Below are 17,960 nucleotides of genomic sequence, written 5' to 3'. Positions count from 1 at the left end.
ATCGGGGCCGGTGGGGCGTATATCCAGCCGATCCGCCATCCCCACCGGCCGTGCGGGCGGGCCCGCACCCTCTCATGTGCGTGCTACCCGCGGGCCGTGCGCTCCGATCCAGGCCGAGACCTCCCCCGCGGGAAGCGGCTCGGAGATATGGAAACCCTGGGCGAAATCGCACCCCTGCGCCCGCAGGTCCTCCTGCGTCCGATCGTCACCGACGCCTTCGGCCACCACCCGGAGACCCAGACTGTGGGCCAGGTCGATGATCGACCCCACCAGCCCGATGGCACGCTGGTCCTGCTGCATCGCGATGACGAAGGACCGGTCGAGTTTCAGTTCGTCGACGGGCAGGTCCCGCAGGTAGGCCAGGGAGCTGTAGCCGGTCCCGAAGTCGTCGATGGAGATCTGGATGCCCTCCGCGCGGAGCTGCGCGAGAATCGCGGCGGTGCCGGTCGGTGTGGACATGAGCACGTCCTCGGTGATCTCGAGCATGATGCCCGACGGCGGCACGTCGTGCTGTCCGAGGAGCGTGAGGATCTGGTGGGGCAGGCACGAGAGGATGCAGGAGCCCGACAGGTTGACCGCGACGGTCACGTCGAGGCCTTCGGCCCGCCACCGCGCGACCCGGCGGATGGCCCGCTCGAGCACGAGTCCTGACAGCGCGGGCATCAGCCCGGCCTCCTCGGCAAGGGGCAGGAACGCGTCCGGGGAGAGGCGCCCCCGCGTCGGATGGTTCCAGCGCAGCAGCGCCTCGACGCCCACGACGCGGTCGTCGGACAGGCGCACCTTCGGCTGGTAGTGCAGCTCGAACTCGTTCCCGGCCAGCGCCGTCCGCAGTTCCTGGACCGTCCGCAGCCGCAGCTCGCCGTCGTCGTCGTCCGTCACGTCGTACACGTGGTGCCCGCTCCGCCCGGACTTGGCGCGGAACATCGCGATATCCGCCTTGCGCATGAGCAGGCCCATGTCGGTGCCGTGCTCCGGCATCAGGGCTATCCCGATGCTGGCGCTGACCTGCAGGGACGTGCTGCCCACCAGCACGGGCTCGGCGAGTTCCGTTGCAAGCCGCAGTGCGGCCGCCACTGCCTCCGCCTCCGTCACGCCCTCGAGGAACACCGCGAACTCGTCCCCGCCCAGCCGCGCGAGCAGGTCGCCCGGCCGCAACTGCGCCGCGAAGCGCCCGCCGACCTGCACGAGGAGTGCGTCCCCCACGTCGTGCCCGAGTGCGTCGTTGACGTGCTTGAAGCGGTCGAGGTCGAGCAGGAAGAGGGCACCGGTGCTGCCGCCGGCGAGCCGCACCGGCACATCGGTGAGCAGGGCCCGGCGATTGGGGAGGCCCGTCAGCTCGTCGGTCCTCGAGAGCACCACGAGCATCCGGTTCCGGAAGGCCAGCGGGACCACGGCGAGGGCGAGCGTCGAGGCGGCGAAGAGCACGGCGAGGAGCGGGATGCGCGTCTGGCTGCCGACGACCAGGACGGCGAGCGCTACCGCCGTGGACACGACGGGCGCCGCGAGTTCGGGGACACCGCGGCGCTGGTGGAGCGCCGCCCGGCCGGTGTCCGCGGCGCCGTCCACCCAGACGGCGATCGCGATGACGCCCGCCACCCACCCGATGTCGATGATCGAGCCGACGGCGTAGTCCTGCATGCCCAGTGCGTAGGCGACGTCCGCGGCCGAGAACGCGATCATGCCGCCGATGAGGACGGGCCAGCGGGGGCCGATGTCCAGACCCCGTGAGGCGAGGATGCCGCCGATGGCGGTGATGAGGAGGAGGTCGAGGAGCGGGTAGACGACGGCGACGATCACCTCGAACGTGGTGCCGGCCGCGGCCGACGCGGTGAGGAGCGGCGCGAGGATCAGGGCCATGATCGACGCGGCGCCCAGCGCCCCGACGACACTCTCGAGCAGCAGCGGCCAGAGCATGCTCCTCAGCTTGCGGACCACCACCACGCCGAGCGCCCCGAGCATGAGCGGGTAGAAGGCCAGATACGCCACATCCGCGAAGGAGGCGTAGGTCAGGGCGTCCTCGCCTGCCAGCGAGGCCGCATAGTAGGCGTCCCCGACGGTGTAGGCGGTGACAGCAGCACCGCCGAGCAGGATCTGGGGTTTCGCGAACCTGGTCCGCACCGCTGCACTGACGCACAGGCCCACGCCGGCCAGCTCCGTCAGGATGGACAGCCAGCCGTCCATGAGCGGGTCGAAGGTCTCGGGATCACCGAGGAGGAGCCCCGCGGCATAGATGGTCAGGAGGAGGAGCATCCCGGCCATCAGCGGCCTGACATGGCCCGGTCGCGCGGTGGGGCGCCTGTCGGCGCGGGCATCGTCGCGCCGCATGCCACTCCCGTCCTCGCTGTGCTCCTGGTGTCGACAGCATAGGCGGGCGTCGCGGGACCCGAAGGGATCTTCGGTCCCCGGTAACCGTATCCTGCGATAATACTTGGCTTGGGGCAACAATTCCCCGCCGTCGGTACCCTCTTCCTATGCCCAACATCGTCGACCAACTCCGCATGGTGCCCGAAGTGGCCCGCCTCGCCAAACTGGCGCCGCGCGATCCGGTCACGGCATGGGAGGGGTACTGGAGCCGCGTGCGGACCACCGGAACGCAGGGCGAAGTGCTGTGGGACGCGGAGATCGGTGCGGAGGCCGAGCAGTACGCGCACGCCGTCGACGGCTTCATGGACCGCGGTCTGCCCGTCATCGACGTGGGCTGCGGCAACGGGCGGTGGACACGCTGGCTGGCGGGCAGCTTCCCCTCGGCCCTCGGCGTCGACGTCGCCGACAGCGCCGTCGAGCGCGCGGCAACCGAATCCGCCGATCTGCCGACGGTCTCCTTCCGGACGCTCGACCTCACGGCGCCGGGCGCGGGCAGGCTGCTGCAGGAGGAGCACGGCGAGGCGAACGTCTTCGTCCGGGGCGTCTTCCACGTGCTGCGTCCACGGCAGCGGAAGGATCTCGGCAGGAACCTCCGGGACATCGTGGGCAGCCGGGGGCGCGTCCTGCTGACCGAGACCAACTTCCGCGGGAACCCCCTGTCCTACATGCACAGCCTCGGCGCGAGGCCGGGGAGCATCCCGGCCCCGCTCCGCCGGGCGATCGGCGGCATCCCGGTGCCGGGACACTTCGGGCCCGCCGAGCGCCGCGCCGCGTTCCCCGACGGCTCCTGGACGGTGCTCGCGGACGGCCCCGTCATCATCGAGGCCGTGCCGATGAGCGGGCGGACCAGCACCGGCATCCCCGGATACTTCGCTATGCTGGACGCTCGCTGATCCTCGGTCTCACAGGGAACGCACGGCCCCCGGCCCGGAAGTCTCAGCGCCGTCAGGAGATGGGCCATGACCGCACGACCGATCGGGGGCGGCAAGGCCACGCTCGTGCTACTGCCCAACGGCATCCTCCACCTCGAGTGGGACAAGGACTGCACCATCACCGCGGAGGACGCCGAGTCGGCCATGGCGGCCGTCAACGGGCTGGCCGGCGGGGAGGGACACCCCATGCTCGTCGACATGGAGACCACGCGGACCGTCACCCGGGAAGCCCGTGCGGTGTTCGCGATCCCCTGCGCCGCATCGCGGATCGCCCTGCTGGGCTCGTCGCCCGTGGACAGGATGATCGCGAACTTCTTCCTCGGCGTGAACTCGCCTCCCTGCCCCACCCGGTTCTTCACCTCGAGGTACCTGGCGGTCGCCTGGCTGCAGGGCGCGGCGCACGAGCACCCCGCCAGCGCCTGACGCGCCGACGCCGCCTAGCCGAGGTGGACTGCCTCGTTCGACGTCGTGAACGCGTCCCGCGGCACATTGATCATGAACCAGGCGACCGGTGACGCGAGCGCCAGGGCGATCGCGGCTGCGAGGAAGACCACGGAGTAGCCGTCCACGAGGGGCTGCAGCCCGCCCTCAGCACCCGCTGCGCTTCCCGCGCCCACCGTGTACAGCGCCGTGAAGACCGCCGTGCCGATGGATCCGCCGATCTGCTGGGTCGCGGTGACCGCGGCGCTGGCGACTCCGGCGTCGCGCGGGGCGATACCGAGGAGGGCGACGTTCTGGAGCGGAACGAAGACGAGGGCGAGGCCGATGCCGAGGAGGATCTGGGCGGGGAGCACCTCGAGCACGTACGAGCCGCCCACCGTGATGCGGCTCAGCAGGAGCAGCCCGGCGGCGGCGATCAGGGGACCGGCCGCCATGAGGATGCGGGGACCGACCGTGGGCAGGAGCCGTGAGACGATGCCCGCGGACACGATGATGGCGGCCGTCATGGGCAGGGACGCCAGGCCGGACACGAGTGGACTCATACCGAGGACGATCTGGAAGTGGAGCGTCAGGTAGAGCAGCGCGCCCAGCAGCGCGGCTCCGACCGCCACGGAGGACAGGTACGCGCCGGCGCGTGCGCGGTTCGTGATGATGCGCAGCGGGAGCAGGGCATGCGCCGACCGGGACTCGACGAGGACGAAGAGGGCCAGCAGGACCACACCGAGGGCGAGGAAGCCGAGGGTGTCGGCCCGGATCCAGCCGGCCTCGGCCCGGGAGAAGCCGTACACCACGGAGGCGAGGCCGAGGCTGACGAGGACGGCGCCCGGTACGTCGTAGCGGGTGCTCCCGTCGGCACGGCTCTCCCTGAGCACCGGGATACCGACGGCAAGGGCCACGACGGCGATCGGCACGTTCACGAGCAGGCACCAGTGCCAGCTGAAGTATTCGGTCAGCACGCCGCCGAGCAGCAGGCCGACGGCGGCCCCGCCACCGGCGATCGTCCCGTACACCGCGAAGGCCCGCACACGGTCCCTGCCGCCCGGGAAGGTCACCGACAGGATGGCCAGCGCCGCGGGAGCCAGCAGTGCCGCGAAGGCTCCCTGGAGGCCGCGGGCCACGAGCAGCATCTCGCCCGAGGTCGCGATGCCGCCGAGGGCGGACGCGAGCGCGAAGCCGCCCATGCCGATGAGGAACGACCGCTTCCTGCCCCAGAAATCGGCGATGCGGCCGCCGAGGAGGAGGAGGGCGCCGAAGGTGAGGGCGTACAGGGTCACCACCCAGCTGCGGTCGCCGTCGGACATGCCGAGCTCCGCCTGCGCCTGCGGCAGGGCGATGTTGACGATCGTCCCGTCGAGGACGACGGTGAGCTGGGCGAGCGCGACGATGGCGAGCACGAGCCAGCGGTTGGCGGGGACCTTGGGGGCGGCGGCGCCCTCGAGGGTGGATGCGCCGGGCGAGCCCGGAGTGGGGACGGACATGGATCTCCTCGTAGTGGTGTCGCCTCAGACAGTAGGGTGGGCGCGTTCGCAAAGTCAAACGAACTAGTTCGTTTGGGTATACTCGAGGAATGCACCCGACGACGGACGTACGCTCCCGCATCCTCCTGGCGGCGCGGTCCGAGTTCGCCACCTACGGGCTGGCCGGGGCGAGGATCGACCGCATCGCGAAGGCGGCCTCGGCCAGCAAGGAGCGCCTGTACGCGCACTTCGCCGACAAGGCCGCCCTGTTCCAGGCCGTCCTCGACGCCAATGCCGCCGAGTTCCACGAGGCCGTGGCGCTCGACCCCGCCGACGTCCCGGCGTTCGTGGGGGCCGTCTTCGACCACGCGCACGAGCACCCGGACATCCTGCGCATGCTCACCTGGGCGCGGCTCGAGGGGATCGACTACGACCTCCCGGGCGGTGCCGGGCCGGACGCCAAACTGGCCGCCGTGCGGAGGGCACAGGATCTCGGCCACATCGATGCGTCCTGGACGCCGGAGGAGTTGCTCCCCATCCTCTTCGGCATCGCGCAGGCCTGGGTGCAGGCCCCCCTCGTCGCGCACCGCAGCGCCGCCGAGACGCCGCTGTCGGCGCACCGCGCCTCCGCGGTGGAGGCGGCCCGGAGGGTCCTCGGACGCACCGCCTGAGCCGGTCGCGACGCGCCGTAGGACCAGGACTCCAGGAGCCGGAACCCTACGTGGTCACCCGCCCGACCCGGGGAGCCTCCCCGGATCAGGGCCGCAGTCCCAGGGCGGGCACGGGCAGCCCGAACTCGCGCTTCAGCGCGAGCCTCGCCGCAGCGAGGCCGGCCATGCCGTGGACGCCCGGCCCGGGCGGCGTGGACTGGGAACACAGGTAGACGCCCTTGATCGGGGTCGCCCAGGGCTGCAGGGACGGCACTGGCCGGGCGACGATCTGGCGCAGGTTCACGGCGCCGCTGCTGAAGTCGCCGCCCACGTAGTTGGCGTTGTAGGCCTCGAGCGCGCTCGCCGTCGTGGTGTAGCTCCGGACGACGACGTCCCGGAAGCCGGGGGCGAACCGCTCGATCTGCGCGGTGATGGCTTCGGCCATGTCCCGCGTGGAGCCGCGCGGGACGTGGCAGTAGGTCCAGAGCGTGTGCCGGCCCTCCGGCGCGCGGGTGGGGTCGAACGACGACGGCTGCGACAGGAGGACGTAGGGGCTGTCCGGGTGCGTGCCCTGCCTGACCTGCTTCTCGCCGGCCGCGATCTCCTCGCGCGTCCCGCCGAGGTGCGCCGTACCCGCCCGGTGCAGTTCGGGGTGTGTCCAGGGCACGGGACCGGACAGGATGAAGTCCACCTTGCAGGCCGCGTTGCCGTAGGTGAAGGCGGACAGGGCGGCCGCGTAGGCCGCCGGGAGCCGGCCGCGGGACATCGACTGGAAGGTCTTCGGTGCCACGTCGAGGAGGACCGCGCGTGCGTCCGACACCTCGCCGAGGGTCTCGATCCTGCTGCCCGTCACGATCTCGCCGCCGTGCTCCCGCAGATCGAGGGCCAGCGCGTCGGCGATGGACTGCGAGCCGCCGACGGGGATGGGCCACCCGACCGTGTGCGCGAGGAGGTTCAGCACCAGGCCGGCCCCGGCACCGGTCAGCGAGGGCAGCGTCCCCACGGGGTGCGCCATGACGCCGGTGACCAGGGCCCGGGCCTCGTCGGTGCTGAAGCGGCGGTTCCAGGAGGGAAGCCCCTGGTCGAGCACGGCGAGGCCGAAGCGCACGGCCGCCCCGGGCTTCTTCGGGATGCGCAGCACGGAGTTCAGCGTGAAGGCGAGGATGCCCTGCTCCCGTCCGGTGAGCGGCCCCAGGAGCCGGCGGTAGGCTTCGCCGTCCACCCCGAGCCCCGCGACGGTGTGCTCCAGGCTCCGGTAGGCAACCCCCGCCCGGCCGCCGTCCAGCGGATGGGCGAAGGAGACCTCGGGGACCGCGAAGCCGATGCGCCGGCTCAGCTCGAAGTCTTGGAAGAACGGCGAGGCGAGGGCCATCGGGTGGACGGCGGAGCAGAAGTCGTGGAGATGCTCCTCGTCCATGAGCCGGAGGGACCGCGAGCCGCCGCCGATCGTCGGCGCGGACTCGTGGATGCGCACCGAGAGTCCGGCGCGCGCCATGACGACGGCGGCTGCGAGTCCGTTCGGGCCCGCACCGACGACCACGACATCTGGCATGAGGCTTCCTCTCCCGCCCGCCGGGGTCCGTCCCCGCCGGGCCCTGCTAGCTGTGCCCGGCGGACGCGCCGACCGCGCCCCGCCTCCCCCCGATCCGCCACGCGAGACCCGTTGCGCGCCGGACGGCGGCACGCGCGGCCGCCGGCGCCGCGCGGCGCGTGGCGAGCAGCGAGGCGACGGCGGTGTAGCGCACGGGATCCAGGGGGATGTCGTAGGTGGTGGGGACCACCACCACGTTCTTCGAGAAGTTGCGCTTGAAGGTGGTGACGTTCGCGAGCCCGGGGTAGTTCTCGCTGGCGATCCCCGTCAGCCCGCAGGCCGTGTTGCCGGCCGCCTTCAGCACGCGGAACGCCTCCCACAGCAGCAGGTAGGGCGCGAACGTGGAGCGGGCCTCGAGGGTGCTGCCGGCGAAGTAGTACACGGAGTAGCCGCGGTACTCGGTGGTGATGAGCCAGCTGAGCGCCACCCCGTCGCGGTAGGCCACGAGGAGCCGAAGGTGGTCGCCGAGTACGGACAGCAGTGTCTCGTAGTAGGAGGACTCGAAGGCCCGGAAGCCGTCCCGGGCCGCGGTCTCCTGCATGATCGGGAACAGCTCGGCCGCGAACACGTCCGTCCATTGCTCACGTGGAATGTTTCTGACCTCCACGCCGTTGCGCTGCGCTCGGCGGATGCTGTTGCGGGCGTTCGGGCGGAAGCTCTTCAGGAGATCGGCCTCGCTCGGCGTCAGGTCCACCACGATCTCCCGCTCGTACCATCCGTGCTCGATGGGCCCGGTGGCCGGCGCCTGCAGGGTGGCGACCTGCATCCGCACGTACAGGGGGGTGACTGCGGAGTGCTTCCGGAACTGCTCCCGTACGGTCTCCATCAGCAGTCGCTCGGCGGCGGGCGTGCGCTCGGCGAACCACACCGGGCCGTTGACCACGACCACGGACTCCCTGAACCGGCGCACCACGTGCACGAAGCTCGCCGTGGCCACGAGGGCCCCTGCTGCATCCGTGTACGCCCAGATACCCAGCGGTGCGCGTCCGAGGGCCCGCTCGAACTCGATCCACTGCGGGGTCTGCTCCAGCGGGATCACCACGTCCGGATGGGCAGCGGCCAGGTCCTCGAAGGCGGTGGTGTCGAGGAGGGTGTAGGTCAGGGGTGCTGCGCTCACTGGTGATCTTCCGCTGGTCGGTGACGGTGGTCCTGCAACCCTAGCCGAGGAGGGCTGCCGGTCCCGGATGCCCGCGGGCGGAACCTCCAGCGGGACCTCCAGCGGAGCGTCGTCCGGTCCGGTGCCCCGTCGAAGGCCCCGCCCTGCGGGTCGTCGATGCCGATACGCCGCACGACGTCGCGGCGCGGGTCGAGGACCTCCCGCACCACCACACCCATAACGTATGCAGTCACGACTATATGAGCGATGACTGCCCAGGCATACAGTCCGAGGCCCAGATTGTGCTCGGCCGCGCCCCCGCTCGTCCGGGCCCCGAGGTAGAGCCAGACGGCCCACCAGTGGAGTACTTCGACGAGCTGCCACGCCAGGACCACGCGCCAGCGTGGCACGGCGAGCGCGATCAGCGGCACGAGCCAGAGGGCGTACTGCGGCGAGTAGACCTTGTTGCACAGGACGAAGGCACCGACGACCAGGAGGGCGAGCGACGCCAGGCGCGGACGCCGTCGTGCCCGCAGCGTGAGGACCGCGATGCCGAGGCAGGCGAGCGCGAAGAGGGCCGCGGCCCCCGTGTTGATGGCGTCCGGGGGGAGCACGGGGCCGCCGGCCTGACGGGCGAGGGCGTTGTACACGTACCAGCCCGAGGAGAACCCGGCGTCGCGCGTCTCGGAGAAGGTGAGGAAGTAGCTCCAGGCGGCCGGGTCGCGGAGCAGGAAGGGTACGTTCACCGCGAGCCACGTGACGGTCAGGCCCGCGAAGGCCGCGACGCAGGGCCTGTACCTGCCGGTGCGGATCGCCAGTACCAGGACCACCCCGAGCATCAGGACCGGGTAGAGCTTCACCGCCGTGCCGAGTCCCCACAGGACGCCCGCGAGCACCGGTTGGTTGCGTGCGAAGGCGAGCATGCCCGCCGTCGCCAGCAGGACCGCCCACAGGTCCCAGTTGATGGTGCCGGAGAGGATGATGACCGGCGAGACCGCCACGATCGCGGCGTCCCAGGGGCGTCGGCCGGCGAGCCGGAGCGTCGCGAGCACGGTCAGGATCCAGACCGCGGCGACGAACACGGCGTTCACGTCGAAGTACACGAGCGACTTCGTCGCCGCTGGTGCATCGCCGGCGACGAGGTCCACGAGGAATGCCGTCGCGGACGCGATCAGACCGAGGAGGACGGGGTACTCGAAGAGGGCGCCGGGTGTGATGAACGGGCGGATCCCCTCGCCCAGGCCCCGGCTCTGGTAGAGCTCGGTCCAGTCCGAGTAGCACGCGCGGTAGAAGTAGTCGGGTGCCGTCCATCCGTCGATGCGGCAGGGGTTCTTGGCGATCACAGCGAGGACGGCCGAGAGGACGGTGAGGAGAATGAGCACGCGCTCCACCGTGAAGCGGTGGGGCGACACACGCCCCGGATCGGCATGTCGGCCGAGCGGTCCGCCGACTCCCTCGACGAGCGGCCGGAGCAGCGGGTCGGCCCGGCTCGGGATGCTGATGCGGTACGGTCCGCGTCGTTCCGCACCCAAGGTCATCCTCCGAGCCTAGCCGCCGCCGGTGCCTCGCCGCGGGATTCCGGGGCGTTGCCGGGCACCAGGCGTGGTCTGGCGGTGGGCCCGGGAATGGTAGAACCGCCACCGCGGTTGGAAACGGAACGTAGACTGGCATTTCCTGCCGACCGCACTGGGGCGATGACGGGCGGGGCATATTCAACGGCTTTCGAGGAGAACTGTGGGACAGAACCCCATTCGCGTGGCAATCATTGGAGTCGGCAACTGTGCCGCGTCGCTGGTGCAGGGAGTGCACTACTACCGGGACGCGGACCCTTCGTCTTCCGTTCCGGGGCTGATGCATGTCGAGTTCGGCAAGTACCACGTGGGGGACGTGCAGTTCGTCGCGGCGTTCGACGTCGACGGCAAGAAGGTGGGCCACGACCTCGCCGAGGCCATCGGCGCCAGCGAGAACAACACCATCAAGATCGCCGACGTCCCGCCGACCGGCGTGATCGTGCAGCGCGGCCACACCCTCGACGGCCTGGGCAAGTACTACCGCGAGACGATCGTGGAATCCGACGAGGAGCCCGTCGACATCGTCGCCCAGCTCAAGGCCTCGAAGGCGGACGTCCTGGTCTGCTACCTGCCCGTCGGCTCCGAGCACGCCGCGAAGTACTACGCCCAGTGCGCCATCGACGCCGGCGTCGCGTTCGTCAACGCCCTTCCCGTCTTCATCGCCGGCACCAAGGAATGGGCCGACAAGTTCACGGCGGCCGGTGTGCCGATCGTCGGCGACGACATCAAGAGCCAGATCGGTGCCACCATCACCCACCGCGTGATGGCGAAGCTGTTCGAGGACCGCGGTGTCACCCTCGACAGGACGTACCAGCTGAACGTCGGCGGCAACATGGACTTCAAGAACATGCTGGAGCGCGACCGCCTCGAGTCGAAGAAGATCTCGAAGACGCAGGCCGTGACTTCCAATGTCAAGGCCGAGCTCCGCGCCGATGACGTCCACATCGGCCCGTCGGACTACGTGGCGTGGCTCGACGACCGCAAGTGGGCTTTCGTGCGCCTCGAAGGCCGCAACTTCGGCGACGCCCCCGTGTCGCTCGAGTACAAGCTCGAGGTCTGGGATTCCCCGAACTCGGCAGGCGTGATCATCGACGCGATCCGTGCGGCGAAGATCGCCCTGGACCGCGGCATCGGCGGCCCCATCCTCTCCGCGTCCAGCTACTTCATGAAGTCCCCGCCGGAGCAGTACGCGGACGACATCGCCCACGAGAAGGTCGAAGCCTTCATCCGCGGCGAGATCGACCGCTAGACCCGGCGGACTCGACCGCCGGGTCCGTTTCCGCACGGCAGGGCCGGGACATGCTACGGCTGTCCCGGCCCTGCCTCGTCCCGGGCCCCGGCGGCGCCGTAGCGCCTGATGGACCGGCTGGCCTGGGCGAGGGCGACGATCTTCAGGATGAGCTGGTTGTGCAGGTGGATGCCGACGGCCGCGGTCAGCACGACATCCTCCACAGAGTCCTGCAGATCGGTCGCAGCGAGCTGCACGGCGGCGACCGCGTCCGCTGCCCGCCCGTAGGCCTCGAGGACCTCGGCGCCCACCCCGACGCCGGCCGCATCCATCACCGCGAGGTGGTGGTCGACGGCCCTGCGCGCCTCGCTGTTCTCGTCCGGCCAGGCCATCGCCCGTACCAGCGCGTCACCCGCGGCGGAGGCTGCACCCGCATCGCCGTCGAGCCGGAGGACCACCGACTGCACCGTGGCCAGCAGCGCCAGCCGTTGCGCCGGCGAGTCCTCCGCACCCGCCGAGGCATCGATGATGCGACGGATGTCCTCGAGGCCGAGGCCCACCGTGGCTCGCAGGCCCTGGATGAGGCGCAGCCGCCGCACGTGCCGGTCGTCGTAGTCCGCCCTCGTCGGATTGATCACCGCGCCCGGCTGCAGGAGACCGGTGCGCAGGTAGAACTTGATGCTCGCGGGGCTGATGCCCGACACCTCGCTGAGTCGTGCGAGTCGCATGACCTCTCCTCCCCGATCGAACCGTCACCGGATAGGCGATCCGACGGACACTATCCGGATACCCAATACCGGATAGTACAACTATCCTTCGGATATGGACTGGACCCCGCTTCTGGCGACCCACGTGATCGCCGCGCTGTACGCACTGCTGGTCGGACCGATCAACTTCCTCCGGCGCCGCCGTGACCGGACGCACCGCCTCCTCGGCTACAGCTGGACGGCGTCCATGTATTACGTCTGCGGCAGCAGTTTCTGGATCGTGTCCGACGGGCATTTCAGCTGGCTGCACGGGCTGTCCGCGCTCACGATCGTCACGGTGAGCCTCGGGATCCTGGCGGCGGTGAGGCGGGACATCCGGGCCCACGCGATGAACATGGCGGGCAGCTATCTGGGGCTCCTCATCGCCTTCCTCTTCGCCGCGACCGTCCCGTCCCGGTCCATCCCGGAGCTGCTGGGCAGCGACCCCGGCACGGCAGGGGTCACCGCGGCGCTCGTCGCCGCCGCTGTCTCCGCCGTCTACCTCACGGTCCGGCCCCGGCGGCCCACCGGCTCCCGCCCGCGCGCCGGGTCGCACGCCTAGGACAGCCCGACGGCGTTCCCCTCACCGTCCACGTCCATGCGGAGCGCGGCGGGATCCTTCGGCAGTCCGGGCATGGTCATCACCGAGCCCGTGAGGGCGACGATGAAACCGGCGCCCGTCTTCGGGATGAGGTCCCTGACGTGCACCGTGAAGCCCTTCGGGGCGCCGAGCAGGCTCGCGTCGTCGGAGAAGGAGTACTGCGTCTTCGCCATGCACACGGGCAGCCCCGACCAGCCGTTCGCCTCGATCTCCCGGAGGCGGCGCAGGGCGGGCACGGAGAAGTCGACGCCGTCCGCGCCGTAGATCTCCTGGACGATGATCCGGATCTTGTCCTCGACGGGCAGGTCGAGGGAGTAGAGGTGTGCGAACGTGCCGGGCCGTTCGAGGGCCGCGAGGACCTTCGCGGCCAGGTCGTCGCCGCCGGGCCCGCCGCCTCCCTGCCCCCACACGTCGGCGACGGCGGCATCGATGCCCTCCCCTGCGCACCATGCCAGCAGCCAGTCGAGTTCCTGCGGCGAGTCGGTGGCGAACCGGTTGATGGCGACGACGGGCGACGCGCCGAACTTCCGGATGTTCCGCACATGGCGGAGCAGGTTCGCGGTCCCATCGCGGAGGGCGTCGAGGTCCTCATGCGCCAGGTCGGCCTTCGCGACACCCCCGTGCATCTTGAGGGCCCGGATGGTGGCGACGAGGACGACGGCGTCCGGTGCCACGTCGGCCACCCGCGCCTTGATGTCCATGAACTTCTCCGCGCCGAGATCGGCGCCGAAGCCGGCCTCGGTGACCACGATGTCCGCCAGGCGCCGGGCGGTCTGCGTGGCGATGACCGAGTTGCAGCCGTGGGCGATGTTGGCGAAGGGCCCGCCGTGCACGAGGGCGGGCGTGCCGGCGATGGTCTGCACGAGATTCGGCTTGAGTGCGTCCCTGAGCAGCAGTGCCAGCGCCCCCTCGACCCGCAGGTCCCGGACGGTCAGCGGCGTACGGTCGAAGGTGTAGCCGAAGGTGATGTCGGCGAGCCGCCGCTTCAGGTCGTCCAGGTCGGTGGCCAGGCAGAACACCGCCATGATCTCGGACGCCACGGTGATGTCGAAGCCGTCCTGGCGCGGGGTGCCCTGCGCGGGACCGCCCAGGCCGATCACCACCTCCCGCAGCGCCCGGTCGTTCATGTCCAGGACGCGTTTGAACGTGATCCGCCGCGGATCGATACCGAGCTCGTTGCCCTGGTGGATGTGGTTGTCGATCAGCGCGGCGAGGGCGTTGTTCGCGGACGTGATGGCGTGGAAGTCGCCGGTGAAGTGCAGGTTGATCTCGTCCATCGGCAGTACCTGCGAGTACCCGCCGCCGGTGGCCCCGCCCTTCATGCCGAGGACGGGCCCCAGGGACGGCTCGCGGAGCGCGATCATGACGCTGCGGCCGGCCCGGGCGAGGGAATCGGCGAGCCCGACGGTGCAGGTGGACTTGCCCTCACCGGCGGGGGTGGGGCTCATGGCGGTGACGAGGACCACCTTGCCCCGCGTTCCGCCGTCGGGCAGGAGGCGGGGGTCGATCTTCGCCTTGAAGCGCCCGTGGAACTCGAGCGCCTCCCGCGGGATGCCCGCCGCGTCGGCGATGTCCTCGATGGGCTGGACCGCGGCGGCGCGGGCAATCTCGAGATCGCTCATGCGGCCAACATACCAGCGCGCGTCGTCATGCCGCCGGCAGCCCGGCGCGTTCGAGGACGTAGGCGATGAGCGGTGCGTACAGTCCTGGGCATACGTTGTCATCGAGCGGGACCGCCACCTCCACCTGGCCCTGCGCCTCGGAGACGAACAACCCGGGGTCGTTGCAGTCGGCGAAGCCGAGGGTGGGGATCTCCGACGTCGCGGCCTGTCCCGCCCACCCGTGATCGGCGATTACGAGGTCCGGTGCCTCGAGGCCGTGCTCGGCGAGTGTCTCGAGGCTCAGCCGCATGGGGTCGGGGAAGTGAGTGTGCATCAGGCCGCCGTGCTGGTGCCAGACGAGGACCCCGAATACCTGGCGGATGTCGCCGGCTCCGAAGTGCCGCCCCTCGGGGACCTGCACGACGTCCGCCCCCGCGGCGGCAGCGGCGCGGGCGAAGGCCGCATGGACGGGCAGCAGACCCGCCGGATGGCCGGTGGCGAAGAGGATGCGCTCGCTCCGGCGCGCCGACGCACCGAGGCGGTCGGCGAGACGGTCCAGGGCCGCGACGCATTTCGCCGCGTCGATGGTGTCCTGGCCGTCGGTGTGTCCGCGGTCCGGGCTCGTGCCCACGCGCTCGTGCATGAGGTCGAAGACGTCGTCGAAGCTCCATTCCCGGGTGAGCTCCACCCCGAACCCGAGGTGCTCGTTGCCCTCGAGGAACAGGCGCATGTGCTTGAGGTTGTCCTGCCGCGGTGTGGCTACCTGGCCGGTGATGCGGACGGAGTCGAGGTAGTCGGCAAGCTCGGCGGCATTCACCCCTCCATCCTAGGGGGGCCCGGGGCGGACTCAGCGCGCGGCGGCGGGGGTGAAACGGTCGACGGCCGTGCGGTAGCTCTGCGCCGTCAGCAGGGCGGTGCGCTGCCAGCCGAACGCGAGCGCATGGGTCGCGGCGCCCTGGCCGAGCGTCTCCCGGAGCCGTTCGTCGTCGTACAGCCGTTCCAGGGCGTCCGCCCAGCGGCGTGCGGAGTGGCCGTGCACGAGGAGCCCGCTGCGACCGTCGCTGATGGCCTGCGGGAGCCCGCCCACGTTCGCGGCGATCACCGGGGTGCCGCAGGCCTGCGCCTCGAGGGCCACCAGGCCGAAGGACTCGCTGAAGGACGGCATCACCACGGCGTCGGCGGACCGGAACCACTGGGCGAGGTGCGTCGCGGTGACCGGCGGGTAGAGCCGCACGTCATGGGTGAGGCCCGCGTGGTCGATGACGGGCTGGAGCGCGAGCGCCTCGGAGCCGCTGCCCGAGCCGAGGATGCTGACGGCGAGGGGGATGTCCGGCCGGCGTCGACGGAGCTCGGCGGCCGCCGCGACCAGCACCTGCGGACCCTTGAGCTTCTGGATCCTGCCGGCGAACACCACGTGGAACTGGTGCGGCGGGACGGCGAGGCCGGCGCGCGCGGCGTCCCGGTCACCGGGATGGAAGGTGGACAGGTCCACACCGGGCGCCACAACGTCGATGCGGTCGGCTGCAGCCCCGTACAGCGAGATCAGCTCGGAGGCCTCGGTGGTGGTGTTCGCGATAAGGCGTGCCGCCCCGTCCACGATGTCCTGTTCGCCCGCCACCCTGTCCGCCGGTTCCGGCGAGGCGAGGGCCTTCATGCGCAGGTTCTTGACCTTCGCCATGGTGTGCATGGTGTGGACGAGCGGGAGGTTCATCTCCCGGCTGAGGGTGAGACCCACGGCCCCGGACACCCAGTAGTGGGAGTGCAGGACGTCGAAGTGACCGTCCGCCAGCAGGTCGGCGACGTCGGTGAACGCGTCGGCGAAGGTCCCGGTGAGGCGTGGGAGTGTCTCCTTCGGGATACGGCGGCGCGGCCCGGCTTCGAGGTGGTGGACCACCACGCCGTCGTGCAGCGTCTCGCGGCTGGGCCGGCCCTCTCCTGCATCCCGCGTGAAGATCTCGACGTCGATCCCCACCCCGGCCAGTTCGAGCGCCGTGCTCCTGACGTAGACGTTCATGCCGCCGGCATCGCCTGCGCCGGGTTGCTCGAGCGGGGAGGTGTGCAGGGACAGCATGGCCACGCGCCTGACGCCGGGCACATCCTCTCCTCTCCGACCGGCAGGATGGGCGCCGGCCGAGTCAACCCCACGACCATATAACGCACCGTATAACGCACCGTCGGCGCGCTACATTCCGGTCGATGCCTGCGTCAACGGGAGACGGCCGACACAGGGCGCCAGCGGTCGGGGCAGCGGAGCCCGCACTGGAGGCGCGGGCTCCGCTGATCGACACGGACGCGGGTCGGGGACGGTCACTTGATGTACATCGAGTGGTTCGGCAGCAGCAGGCGCTCACGGGCCTCCCGGGAGCCGGGTGCCGGCGCCGAGAGGATCCGCCCCCACAGCGAAAGACCGTTCCTCCACCTCCTCAGCATCAGCTGCACCTCCTTCCTGCGGTGGAAGCCGGGCATGGGGTCCGCCGGGACGCCCTGCAGGTCCTGCTGGTCCTGCTCGGGATCGGTACCGGACGGGAGCGGAGTCAGGGCCCCACTCAGGATGAATTCACCCCGCGCGGGAATCGGTGCGACGGGTGGCACGGGTTTCTCGAGGAATTGGGCAGGAATGAGCCGGGAATTGGACATGATGAAGGTCTCCAGATGGAAAAAGGCAGGAATGAGCCACGAATGGCGGAGAGAAAGAAATGCCGCCGGAAAAAGGGTGACGGAAGGAAGCCGCGCACGGGTGCGGGGTGATACGGGATCAGCCGGCTGGTGCCGGTGCGCCGACTTCCTAGTGCGTACGGATGACGAAGGCGGGATCGGCGCTGCGGGCAAGGGCTCCGGTGAGCAGGGTATTCACAATCTCCACCTCCATTTCGTCGATAGCACGGTCGGGCGGCCGGGTCTTCCCTCGATGGTCGAGTTGGGAAGGCCCAATGGCACAACACTTAAGCTACCCCATGAAATGGGTACGGGGATAGCCCTTCGGGCGAATTGATCGCGTTTATCTCCCGGAAGGGCGAATTCGGTGCGGAGGACCGCCGGCTAGAGGTTCCAGTGCACGATCGCCGGGGTGCGCTTGTCCCAGCCGAGGGCACAGACGGCGGCGGTGCCGAGCACGAAGCGGCGACCTTCGACCGCCCCGAACTGCAGCCACCGGGCGGCGACGATCCGCAGGAAGTGGCCGTGCGCCACGAGGAGTGCGTTCTCCACGGGCTTCGCCCCTGGATCGCGGTCGGCGGGGGTGCCGCAGCCGGCCTGCACCCGGGCGATCACGCGATCGGCCCGCTCCGAGACCTGGTCCAGCGTCTCCCCGTTGGCGACGCCGTCGTTCCAGATGAGGTAGCCGGGGTTCTCCTCGCGCACCGTCGCGCTGTTCCTGCCCTCGTTGTCGCCGTAGTCCCACTCGTGCGCGAACGGCAGGACCTCGGCGTCGGGGAACCCTGCGAGCTCCGCCGTGCGGACCGCGCGCTGCAGGGGCGAGGTCACCACGAGGCCGAAGTCGATCCCCTCGAGGTGCTGGCGTGCGGCGAGCGCCTGCTCCTCCCCGTGCTGCGTCAGCGGGAGGTCCGTGAGTCCGGTGTAGCGGCCGTCCCTGGACCACTCCGTCTCGCCGTGGCGCAGGAGCCAGAGCTTCGGCAGGGGTGTGCCGCTGGGGGTGAGATCGGGTGCTGCTGCGCCAGTCATC

Annotated in this window: 16 protein-coding genes; 5 read left to right on the top strand and 11 right to left on the bottom strand. The window is 70.6% G+C overall.

Annotated elements, in window-relative coordinates; genetic code table 11:
* Nucleotides 1–72: 72 nt before the first annotated feature.
* Nucleotides 73–2,325 (bottom strand): putative bifunctional diguanylate cyclase/phosphodiesterase, encoded by a 2,253-nt coding sequence (locus AC4D2C_RS02730; RefSeq protein ID WP_490912396.1) that lies wholly within the window; start codon nt 2,323–2,325, stop codon nt 73–75.
* A gap of 146 nt (nt 2,326–2,471) precedes the next feature.
* Between AC4D2C_RS02730 and AC4D2C_RS02725 the strand changes: the two genes are divergently transcribed.
* Together AC4D2C_RS02725 and AC4D2C_RS02720 are read left to right on the top strand one after the other, a co-directional pair.
* Nucleotides 2,472–3,257, top strand: a complete 786-nt coding sequence (locus AC4D2C_RS02725) for a class I SAM-dependent methyltransferase (RefSeq protein ID WP_490912395.1) — start codon at nt 2,472–2,474, stop codon at nt 3,255–3,257.
* A gap of 66 nt (nt 3,258–3,323) precedes the next feature.
* Nucleotides 3,324–3,719: a DUF7793 family protein gene (locus AC4D2C_RS02720; protein WP_490912393.1), complete on the top strand. Its 396-nt coding sequence runs from the start codon at nt 3,324–3,326 to the stop codon at nt 3,717–3,719.
* Between the two features lie 14 nt (nt 3,720–3,733).
* On the opposite strand, the gene AC4D2C_RS02715 is transcribed toward AC4D2C_RS02720, so the two are convergent.
* Nucleotides 3,734–5,215, bottom strand: a complete 1,482-nt coding sequence (locus tag AC4D2C_RS02715) for an MFS transporter (RefSeq protein WP_490912391.1) — start codon at nt 5,213–5,215, stop codon at nt 3,734–3,736.
* Between the two features lie 89 nt (nt 5,216–5,304).
* On the opposite strand from AC4D2C_RS02715, the gene AC4D2C_RS02710 reads away from it, so the two are divergent.
* Nucleotides 5,305–5,865 (top strand): TetR/AcrR family transcriptional regulator, encoded by a 561-nt coding sequence (locus AC4D2C_RS02710; RefSeq protein ID WP_490905051.1) that lies wholly within the window; start codon nt 5,305–5,307, stop codon nt 5,863–5,865.
* Nucleotides 5,866–5,950: 85 nt separating this feature from the next.
* Here AC4D2C_RS02710 and AC4D2C_RS02705 read toward each other — a convergent pair whose 3' ends face one another.
* From AC4D2C_RS02705 to AC4D2C_RS02695, 3 genes are read right to left on the bottom strand one after another with little or no spacing between them, the layout of a single operon-like run.
* Entirely contained in the window at nt 5,951–7,396 is a 1,446-nt protein-coding gene (locus tag AC4D2C_RS02705) for a phytoene desaturase family protein (RefSeq protein ID WP_490912389.1), read from the bottom strand.
* A 46-nt stretch (nt 7,397–7,442) separates the two neighbouring features.
* Nucleotides 7,443–8,552 carry a lipid II:glycine glycyltransferase FemX gene (locus AC4D2C_RS02700; protein WP_490912388.1) on the bottom strand — a complete coding sequence of 370 codons (1,110 nt, stop codon included), beginning with the start codon at nt 8,550–8,552 and terminating at the stop codon, nt 7,443–7,445.
* Nucleotides 8,549–10,069 carry a glycosyltransferase family 87 protein gene (locus AC4D2C_RS02695; RefSeq protein WP_490912386.1) on the bottom strand — a complete coding sequence of 507 codons (1,521 nt, stop codon included), beginning with the start codon at nt 10,067–10,069 and terminating at the stop codon, nt 8,549–8,551. The genes AC4D2C_RS02700 and AC4D2C_RS02695 overlap by 4 nt, the downstream gene beginning before the upstream one ends.
* Before the next feature lie 196 nt (nt 10,070–10,265).
* On the opposite strand from AC4D2C_RS02695, the gene AC4D2C_RS02690 reads away from it, so the two are divergent.
* Nucleotides 10,266–11,351 carry an inositol-3-phosphate synthase gene (locus AC4D2C_RS02690; RefSeq protein WP_490912176.1) on the top strand — a complete coding sequence of 362 codons (1,086 nt, stop codon included), beginning with the start codon at nt 10,266–10,268 and terminating at the stop codon, nt 11,349–11,351.
* A 53-nt stretch (nt 11,352–11,404) separates the two neighbouring features.
* Here AC4D2C_RS02690 and AC4D2C_RS02685 read toward each other — a convergent pair whose 3' ends face one another.
* A complete protein-coding gene (locus AC4D2C_RS02685) occupies nt 11,405–12,058 on the bottom strand; it encodes a MerR family transcriptional regulator (protein ID WP_490912174.1) in 654 nt (217 codons plus the stop codon).
* Between the two features lie 94 nt (nt 12,059–12,152).
* On the opposite strand from AC4D2C_RS02685, the gene AC4D2C_RS02680 reads away from it, so the two are divergent.
* The gene (locus AC4D2C_RS02680; protein WP_490912172.1) at nt 12,153–12,638 is read left to right on the top strand and encodes a DUF2306 domain-containing protein; all 486 of its coding nucleotides are present in this window, start codon (nt 12,153–12,155) and stop codon (nt 12,636–12,638) included.
* Here the strand turns inward: AC4D2C_RS02680 and AC4D2C_RS02675 are convergent.
* The 5 genes from AC4D2C_RS02675 to AC4D2C_RS02655 all read right to left on the bottom strand — a co-directional run bounded on the left by AC4D2C_RS02675 (nt 12,635) and on the right by AC4D2C_RS02655 (nt 17,959).
* Nucleotides 12,635–14,299 (bottom strand): formate--tetrahydrofolate ligase, encoded by a 1,665-nt coding sequence (locus AC4D2C_RS02675; protein WP_490912171.1) that lies wholly within the window; start codon nt 14,297–14,299, stop codon nt 12,635–12,637. The genes AC4D2C_RS02680 and AC4D2C_RS02675 overlap by 4 nt on opposite strands.
* A gap of 25 nt (nt 14,300–14,324) precedes the next feature.
* Nucleotides 14,325–15,095 carry a phosphatase gene (locus tag AC4D2C_RS02670; RefSeq protein ID WP_490912169.1) on the bottom strand — a complete coding sequence of 257 codons (771 nt, stop codon included), beginning with the start codon at nt 15,093–15,095 and terminating at the stop codon, nt 14,325–14,327.
* A 30-nt stretch (nt 15,096–15,125) separates the two neighbouring features.
* The gene (gene mshA / locus AC4D2C_RS02665) at nt 15,126–16,373 is read right to left on the bottom strand and encodes a D-inositol-3-phosphate glycosyltransferase (protein ID WP_490912168.1); all 1,248 of its coding nucleotides are present in this window, start codon (nt 16,371–16,373) and stop codon (nt 15,126–15,128) included.
* Nucleotides 16,374–16,585: 212 nt separating this feature from the next.
* Complete coding sequence (locus AC4D2C_RS02660; protein WP_490912167.1) at nt 16,586–16,915, bottom strand: hypothetical protein; 330 nt, start codon at nt 16,913–16,915, stop codon at nt 16,586–16,588.
* A gap of 402 nt (nt 16,916–17,317) precedes the next feature.
* On the bottom strand, nt 17,318–17,959 hold the full coding sequence (locus AC4D2C_RS02655; RefSeq protein ID WP_490905183.1) for a histidine phosphatase family protein: 642 nt from the start codon (nt 17,957–17,959) through the stop codon (nt 17,318–17,320).
* Between the last annotated feature and the right edge of the window lies 1 nt (nt 17,960).

This window comes from Arthrobacter sp. TJ-240 (genome assembly GCF_058269195.1).
Note: the sequence above shows the minus strand (reverse complement) of the source record. Positions and strands in the feature narration are given on the sequence as shown.